General features: G+C 40.0%; 5 protein-coding genes. 2 read left to right on the plus strand and 3 right to left on the minus strand.

From position 1 onward, the window contains the following. Window positions 1–42 precede the first annotated feature (42 nt). The 3 genes from HMPREF1535_RS21540 to HMPREF1535_RS21550 all read right to left on the minus strand — a co-directional run bounded on the left by HMPREF1535_RS21540 (window position 43) and on the right by HMPREF1535_RS21550 (window position 6,600). Window positions 43–3,243: a SusC/RagA family TonB-linked outer membrane protein gene (locus HMPREF1535_RS21540; protein WP_046147424.1), complete on the minus strand. Its 3,201-nt coding sequence runs from the start codon at window positions 3,241–3,243 to the stop codon at window positions 43–45. A gap of 681 nt (window positions 3,244–3,924) precedes the next feature. Further along, window positions 3,925–4,920, minus strand: coding sequence for an IS110 family RNA-guided transposase (locus HMPREF1535_RS21545; protein ID WP_046145281.1), 996 nt, complete (start codon window positions 4,918–4,920; stop codon window positions 3,925–3,927). A 357-nt stretch (window positions 4,921–5,277) separates the two neighbouring features. Next, window positions 5,278–6,600 (minus strand): MATE family efflux transporter, encoded by a 1,323-nt coding sequence (locus tag HMPREF1535_RS21550; RefSeq protein ID WP_046147425.1) that lies wholly within the window; start codon window positions 6,598–6,600, stop codon window positions 5,278–5,280. Window positions 6,601–6,809: 209 nt separating this feature from the next. On the opposite strand from HMPREF1535_RS21550, the gene gldB reads away from it, so the two are divergent. Continuing rightward, the gene (gene gldB, locus HMPREF1535_RS21555; RefSeq protein WP_010802651.1) at window positions 6,810–7,808 is read left to right on the plus strand and encodes a gliding motility lipoprotein GldB; all 999 of its coding nucleotides are present in this window, start codon (window positions 6,810–6,812) and stop codon (window positions 7,806–7,808) included. A gap of 74 nt (window positions 7,809–7,882) precedes the next feature. Then, the gene (locus tag HMPREF1535_RS21560) at window positions 7,883–8,200 is read left to right on the plus strand and encodes a nucleotidyltransferase domain-containing protein (protein ID WP_007658361.1); all 318 of its coding nucleotides are present in this window, start codon (window positions 7,883–7,885) and stop codon (window positions 8,198–8,200) included. The last annotated feature ends 382 nt before the right edge of the window (window positions 8,201–8,582 follow it).

Consider the following 8,582-nt stretch of genomic DNA (forward strand, 5'->3'; position numbering starts at 1 on the left):
GATTAATAGAATCAAATAAGACAAAACTCGTTACAACTCTCATTAGAAGGAAATCTGAGCTCCCAAATTGAATACACGCTGAACCGGATATCCTAAACCATTTCCACCCATTTCAGGATCCCACAATTTGAAAGGACTAAATGTAAGCAGGTTCGTGCCGCTGAAATAGATACGAAAGTTCTTTACAAAGACTTTTTTAAGTACATTGGTCGGAACTGTATATCCGAACTCCAATGATTTCAAACGCAAGAATGAACCATTGCGCATAAACCAGGTAGACGGTTTCTGATTATTCTCTACAGCTTCATAAGATAAACGTGGCCACAAAGCATACAGGTTACGATTATCTTCAGACCAGTGATCATCTGCATATGCTTTTAACAAAGCATTCTGTCCGTTGAGGAAAGGTAGAGTTCCGTTATCCGTTGATGTGTCGATCCAGAATGATTCCCGAGCCAATCCCTGGAAGAAGAAAGATAAATCCCATTGTTTATATCCTCCGGACAGACCGAAACCATACACAATTTCCGGACTGGTTGGATAACCCATCGGTACCATATCCAATTCGGTAATCTTACCATCGTTATTGATATCTTTATATTTGATATCACCGGCCATATAATTACCAAACTGACTCGGCGAATTACGGATATCTTCTTCATCTGCAAACAAACGTTCAGCCACATAACCGAAATTCTGATTCAGGGAAGTCCCCAGTTTCGACTTCCAAGGCGTTGCACTGTAATCCGGCTCTTCATAAGCAGTAAACTCACTGGTTGCATAAGTGAAGTTAGCCATCCCCGTCAACCAGGCATCATTATTAATCATATGGTTATAGTTCAACGACAGGTCGATACCACTACTTTTAGCTTTTCCCACATTAGCCATTACATCAGCCTGAAGCCCCATAGTTGTAGGAATAGAAGCACGTGACATTAAAATATTCCAACGGGATTCCATAAAATAATCCGCCTGCAATTCCAATTTATCAAATAGTCCTAACTCTACACCCAGGTTTGTTTTCCGGGCAGTCTCCCAGGTTATATCCTCGTTCGGGTAACGAGAGATCGAAACACCATTCAACGTACGTCCTCCAAAATTTCCATAAGTACCGAACGACGATTGCTTTCCATCGCTATTCATATTTACTTCCGAAATATAGAAAAAACGATCTTCAGGTCTGCCAATCGCATCGTTACCGGATAACCCGTGAGTGACTTTCAGTTTCAATTTGTTAATCGTTTTCTTCAAATCGTCATTCCAGAACGCTTCACTAGAAACAAGCCAACCAAGTCCCATTGAAGGGAAGAAACCAAAACGTTCCTTTCTGGCAAAACGTTCGGAACCGTTATAACCGAAGTTTGCTTCAAGGAAGTAACGCGAATCATAAGCATAAGTAGCACGACCGGCAAAGTTCACATTACGTGAAGGTAATGAAAGTTGTAATGTATTGGCGTCGGAAGTCAGGGATTGACGAAGTGTGAAAACCAACATAGCACCGACAGCATGCTTTTCATTATAAGTTTGATTCCAGTTAGCTGCCGTTTCAAAATAAGTTGTAGAACTAACTACTTTATTACCGGGAACAAAGTCTAATGTTTCACGTCCATCCTGTTCGTTAAGGGGGGCCAAAATATAAGTATCCTCCAACTTATTATAGGAACCTATTCTATAGAAGAATGGTACATATTGACGAGACACATCAAAATAACCATATCGATTTGTATTGAACATAGCACGAAGAGACAATCCTTCTGTGATAAAATCCAAATTCTGCTTCAATTCGAACTGAGCTGCCATCTGAGATGTTTGCGTATCTTTATATCCTTTCAACATATCTGCATACGGGTTATTATACTGTCCCTTGTCTGCATTACCGAATAATATATGTTTGGTATACTGATTTGCTTCATCAGCCGGATAAGAAGGGGCGAACAAAACAGGGTTAGTCCGCATTACTTTCGCGAACAGCTGATCGCCACCATCTATCGGTCCGGTATAGTCATCAAATGCACCGCTCAAACGAACGACAGCTTCTGTCGTTTTGGTAACATTGATATTTACATTGGCACGAAGCATATATCGTTTCAAGTTGATATTATTATTGAAACTGCTCTTTTTATCGACATTCAATACGCCCTTATCCGAAATATAACTGCCGGCAATGTAATAACGAGCGACTTTACCACCACCACTTACGTTAAAGTTGGCACGGTAGTTGAATGTATTATTCTTGAATAGTTCGTTATACCAGTCCGTAGCCGGATAAACGTACGGATTCACACCGGCAATCGTATTATCTATCTTCTGTTGCGAATAAGGTAGTGCCCCCATCGGGTTACGTGTCAAAACGGCTTCATTATGAAGACGCATATAGGTTATCGGATCGGCCAGCTCCACCATTTTTGTCGGTTGCGACATAGAACCTTCCAACCGGATACTTACCTGGGCGGCCCCTTCCGCTCCTTCTTTCGTCGTTACCAAAATAACACCGTTAGCACCACGAGACCCATAAAGGGCTGTTGCTGTGGCATCCTTCATAATAGAAAAAGAAGCGATATCATCCGGCTGAATGCGGGATAATTCCGTAGTAGTAACCTCATTGTTATCAATAAGAATGAGAGGATCTTTTTTATAACCGAAAGTAGTCACACCACGAATAAAAAATTCAGCATTGTCTTTTCCCGGTTCGCCACTTCGTTGATAGGCAATCACTCCGGACAGACGTCCGGCCATTGCCGTAGTCAGGTTGCTGGAAGGAACTTTTAATTCCGATGGATTCAAGGTTGTAATAGATCCGATAACACTTTCCTTCTTTTGTTTGGCAAAAGCAACGACGGTCACTTCCTCCAATTCATCCGTTTTGGGTTTCATTGTGATTACAAGATCCTTCTTATCCTTGACCGTTACAATCTGATCTTCCATACCCAGATAAGAAACAGTCAGTTTCTCACCAACCGAAACACTGATCACAAATGATCCGTCGATATCTGTGGCAACACCTCTTGTGCCACCAACGAGAACTATATTTGCACCGGGAAGAGGCTCTCCCATATCATCAATTACTTTTCCTTTTAAATTGAAGGTTGCCTGACTCTGATTCGGAATAATCCTACTTGAAGCTGATTTACCCCTATCTACTCCTACATTAACCGACGCAAAAGATATTGTATAACTAAAAACACATAGAATAGTTAGGGATACAGCTTTTCCTTTTATATTACTGCATATAGATTTATTCATTATATTGATATTAAGTTTAACAATTAAATATGTTAATTACTGATACTATTGAATAGGTTCATTTTATGTCTTCATAAGCTATTTCATTTATGTTACTGACTATTAGTTCTTGTGGAACTATGTTAATATCAGAAACACAAAAAAGAAGACATGCATTGTATATCAATACATTAACAATTTAACACATAGTTAACACAAAAAGATTCCGTGGATTACATATCTGTTTTCAAGATGACTTTCGAAACTTATTTAGGGATAGTGCCAGTTTTATTATATTAAATATCATTTTTGTAACTTGTGATTTTTATTTAATACGGATATTTGTAACAATTAACAATCCGGATTAAATTAACATAGTTCCACAAGGACTGAGGATACCTTTAAACAACAAATATGAAATTGTGAAAAAATATGGCAAAAGAGAAACCTGCCATATCTGTAAATAGATTACATTGTAAAGAGATGAATCTTTCTTTTATAACGGGAGAGTAACTTTTCCCCTCTCGAGAGGGGGAAGGGGGTGAATTCTAAGTCCTCTCCAAACAATATCTATAAAATCTTACCCAAGTTTACGAACATTAACGTATCCTTGGGTAAGTTCGTATATAGACATAATTACTCTTCAGAAGTGTATAGCTACTTCCTAAATCTAAGATGTTTTCGAAATTAAGGGCCTTTTTATTATACGACTAATGTTACAAATGGAGTCTGTCTTCGTATCACAGCAAAAGACCTTGCTATGATTTTGGCTCTTACAGCATTGATTACAGATGCTTTATGTTTCCCCTCCGCTATTTTCCTTTTATAATATGCTTTCATCTGCGGATCCCAAGAGATGGCAGTAATAGCTGCCCGGGTAAGGTACACTTTTACTTCTTTGTTAGCCAATGGAGAAGTCTGCGTTTTTCCCCGTATGGAAATACCTGAAGTATGTTCAAAGGGAGCAACCCCGCAATAACAAGCAAACTTCCTTGGGTTGTCAAATCTTTGAAAATTGTTAGTAACACACAGTAATACAATGGCATTGATTATCCCTACACCTTTTATACTTCTTAATAACAAGTAGTTTGTGCAAAGAGAACAACTAGCGGCTATTAGTTGCTCCATAGCCTCTTCCACCTGCAGGATCTTTTCTTTTATCGACTTGAGCTGCTCTTCCAAAAAAGAAATGGAGTCTGTCACATCAGCCAACTTGGCCATCTGGGAGAATGTTTCCAATAACTTTATGCTTGATACTTTTTGCTTGACCAAATTGTCACGTATAATAATCCATCCCCGCAGTCTCACCAAGTCTTTGTCAGGCAATTTGTATAACTCTAGTTTTCGATAGTGTAATACCGCATAGTTCGCTATTCTTTTAGCGTCAATGCGGTCATTTTTGCCTCGTTGCAAGCCTATGGACTTCTTGATGGTCAACGGGCAAACCAAAGCTAGGGAAAAACCCATAGAGGCACTGGAAACAGATAACTCTGTGACATAACTTCCCATGTTTTCAGCACAGAACAAGAGTTTGGATAAAGAGAGATGATAACCTGCTATCCAATCTAATAAAGATTGGATCCCTTCTGAAGTGTTATCAAAAGACTTGTGAGACAACTCTTTTTCGTCCGCAGACATTAAGGATGCATCGAAAGTTTTTTTCCCTACATCAAGACCTACAAAATGAGAATAATTCATAACTTTGTATTTACAGTATTAAACATGAAGGAGAAACAGCTAATACATTTATTAGGTCGTGAGCCTACAATTCTAACTGGCTAGGTTCTCCAATTAAGAGAGTTGCAGTCTGATTCAGCCCATAGTCATTTAAGACTAGTGTCAAAGTTAGTTCACTGCAACTCTTCTTTTCAAATATACACTTATATTTTTATTAGGATATTTAATACTGCAAATGTAAATGTGTTAAAGCAAGTTACAAACTATCGGCAAACTTCCCCAAAAAGTACCTATCTTTTAAAATGTAAAGTCCCTACTTTTGATTACAAAACTAGGGACTTTTGATTTCAAAACATATATGTTTTTACAGAGGATGAACTATAGCTTCTTATTCCTCCAATTACCTTTCCACAAATAGAAGAATGCAATAAACAGCATCCCATTATAAACATGTTCCGTTGTCCAGCAAACCGCAACATCGGCATGTAACCAGACACCGACCAGGAACGTATAGGATACATAGACTAAAATACTTGCCATATCGATCCATAATGCAACCTGTGTATTCCCGGTTCCCGAAACGCTGAAGAAATAAATAAAAGCAGGAACCGCCAATATATAGGAAGAAAGCATGACCCAAAGGGACGGAACAGAACTTTGTATCAAGTCCGGATTATCCGTATAAATACGCAGTACCAAATCCGGAAATAAAGCGATCAATATCCCTAACGGCAACACAAAAAAGTAACAAAGCCTTATCATCCGCCCACACAATCCCATCACCTGGTCCGACTTGCCGGAACCGATCAGGTTACTCACCAGTGAACTCGACGTGGAAGCAAACGCATTGACAAACATAAACAGGAAAGACGAAATACTCCGTACTACATTCGTGATAGCCAGCGGACGTTCCCCCTGATGCTCCATCACTACAAAAAAGATAAACCAACCGATAAACGCGATACCATGTTGCACCATTATCCAGATCGATACACTCAATATTTGTTTCAACATCCGGAAATCAATTCCGGTAAAACTAAACACTCCATACTTCTTATAATCGATCTTCTTCCAGGTATAAATGATAAAGAACAACACCGACACCGCCTCAGAAATAGAAGAAGCGATCGCCGCTCCGGCAATCCCTAAAGCCGGGAAACCGAACTTACCGAATATCAGGATATAATTCAGCACCACATTCGTCAGCACCATCACGACAGAGTTGGCCGTCAGTATCTTAGTCTTGGTGATACCGACATAAAACGCCCTGAACATCACCGCTATGAACGAGAAGAAGAACCCGTAGACACGCCAATCGATATAACTCATGGTCGCCTGGTAAACCTCATCCGAGCCGATCAGCTTCCGGAGAATCACCGGTGAATAGAAATGGGAAACCGTAAATAAGGTAGCAGCAAGTAATAACAGGAAAAGTGCTCCCTGCATGAAAACCGGTCCGATCCGGGTATAATCCTGTGCTCCGTTGCGCCGGGCAATCAGGACCTGTGCTCCGACACTAAAACCGAATCCCAGCATATAAATAACCAGATAATAAACTCCCGCCAGTGCCGAAGCTCCCAGCTCAACCTCTCCTACCCGGCCCAGATAAGCCGTATCGGTCAACCCGATCATATGCTCCATCAGCAAACTGATGAGTACAGGATAGGTAATCTGCCAAATTTGTTTATTCGTAAATTGCATAATGGATATTCAAAAAGGGATGCAAAGGTAGTAATAAGAAGTTTTCCATACAATATAACCGTTAATTATCCGTTTATCATTTTGTCACTACTATACCAACTAATTCGGATTACTATACCGGATATTTGAAAATAGTATACCGGGTAATATTTTTTAACGTATTAAAAAGACAGAGAAATCAGTCAATACATAACATAAAGACAAAAACGATGAACTTCAAAATACTTCTGACATTCCTTATGACCATCGGCTTTTGCAGCTGTAACGGACAAAATACAAATGCAAACAATATCACGACAGCCACTCCGATGCCGATCAACCGGTTCGACAAAGCATTGTTCCAGCTAATAAACTCCGACGATACGACGCTCAACCAACAGCTATTGAATCAATATCCGCTGATGACAGAGATTCTGGGTAAAGGTATCCTGAATATGCAATCGCCGGAAATGCCCGGCTTTTTCAATAAACTGGAAAACTTTTATTCCGAACCAACCCTGAAAAATCTTTATGCGGATGCAATCAAAAAATATGATTCGGTCACAGAGACAGAGCAATCGCTCGGCAACGCATTCGCCTGGATACAGGATAAATTCCCGACTATGCAAATTCCGGCTTTGTACATGCACGTTTCCGGATTCAACCAGAACGTATTGGTCGGCGACAGTCTGTTATCACTCTCCATCGACAAATATATGGGAGAAGATTATCCGTTGTATCAGGACTTTTTCTATGACTATCAACGCCGTAAGATGCAACCCTCACATGTGGTTCCCGATTACATCGCCGGCTGGCTGATGTCCGAATACCCATTTAACGGCAATGAAAATGTATTGCTCGACCGGATGATCTATGAAGGCAAAATAAAATACCTGGTTTTATCAGCATTACCGGAGATGACTCCGGCCGCTTTGTTCGGTTATACAGACGAGGCCTGGGAATGGTGCAAAAATAACGAAGCCAATATATGGAAAGCCATTGTCGAACGGAAACATTTATATACACCGGACCAGATGAACACCATGAAATATTTCGAAGACATGCCTGCCCAATTCCTGACAAGCGATGCTCCCGGAAATATCGGCAGCTGGGTCGGACTGCAAATCATTGAACAGTACATAAAAGAAACAAATACAACTCCCGAAGCATTGATGAAAAACGATAATGCACAGGAAATACTGGCTGCATCGAAATACAAGGGAGGATAAATATATAACCGACGAATCAACTATATTCAACCGAATTACTTATATTTGCACAGAACTGTTAAATACACATCCGGATGAAAAATACGAAAGAACTTGTATTAGCTAAAATTAAAGAGACACTTCTTCAAGTGGCTCCCGGTGCCAAAGTAATTCTTTTCGGTTCACGAGCCAGGAATGATGCCCGTTCAGACTCCGATTGGGACATCCTTATATTAGTCGACAAAAACAAATTGGACCCAGACGATTTCGACCGTATCTCTTATCCTTTGTACGAACTAGGTTGGAAAATTAACGAAATGATAAGTCCCAAACTTTATACGATTAACGACTGGCTGAAACGCAGCTTCACTCCGTTTTATAAAAATGTAGAAAAAGAAGGGATTGTGTTATGACTGTTTGAAATGAGACAATCCGGCGATTATGACGATCTTTATGATCTGACTGCCGACGATGTAGAACGATATATCGAACCAACCCGTGAATTTCTGAAGTCACTCGAAAAGCTGATAAAGACTGCCTAAAAAAAAACCGCCCTATCCTCGCGGACAAGACGGATAACCTAATCTAACTTAATTCTAATACCATGAAACATCCATGAAATAAATTTCGTCCAAGAGAATGTAAATAGGGGGGTATTGTTTACTTTAGTGTCATTCACTCGAAAAAACGAATGCAATGAAAACAGTACCTTTTGAACAAGTCATCCTCCGGGGTTGTGGAATAGATGTCCACAAGGACATGGTAGTTGCTACGATAAGTGGCGAAGGTCTCAAA

The sequence above is a fragment of the Parabacteroides goldsteinii DSM 19448 = WAL 12034 genome, from assembly GCF_000969835.1.
GTDB lineage: Bacteria > Bacteroidota > Bacteroidia > Bacteroidales > Tannerellaceae > Parabacteroides > Parabacteroides goldsteinii.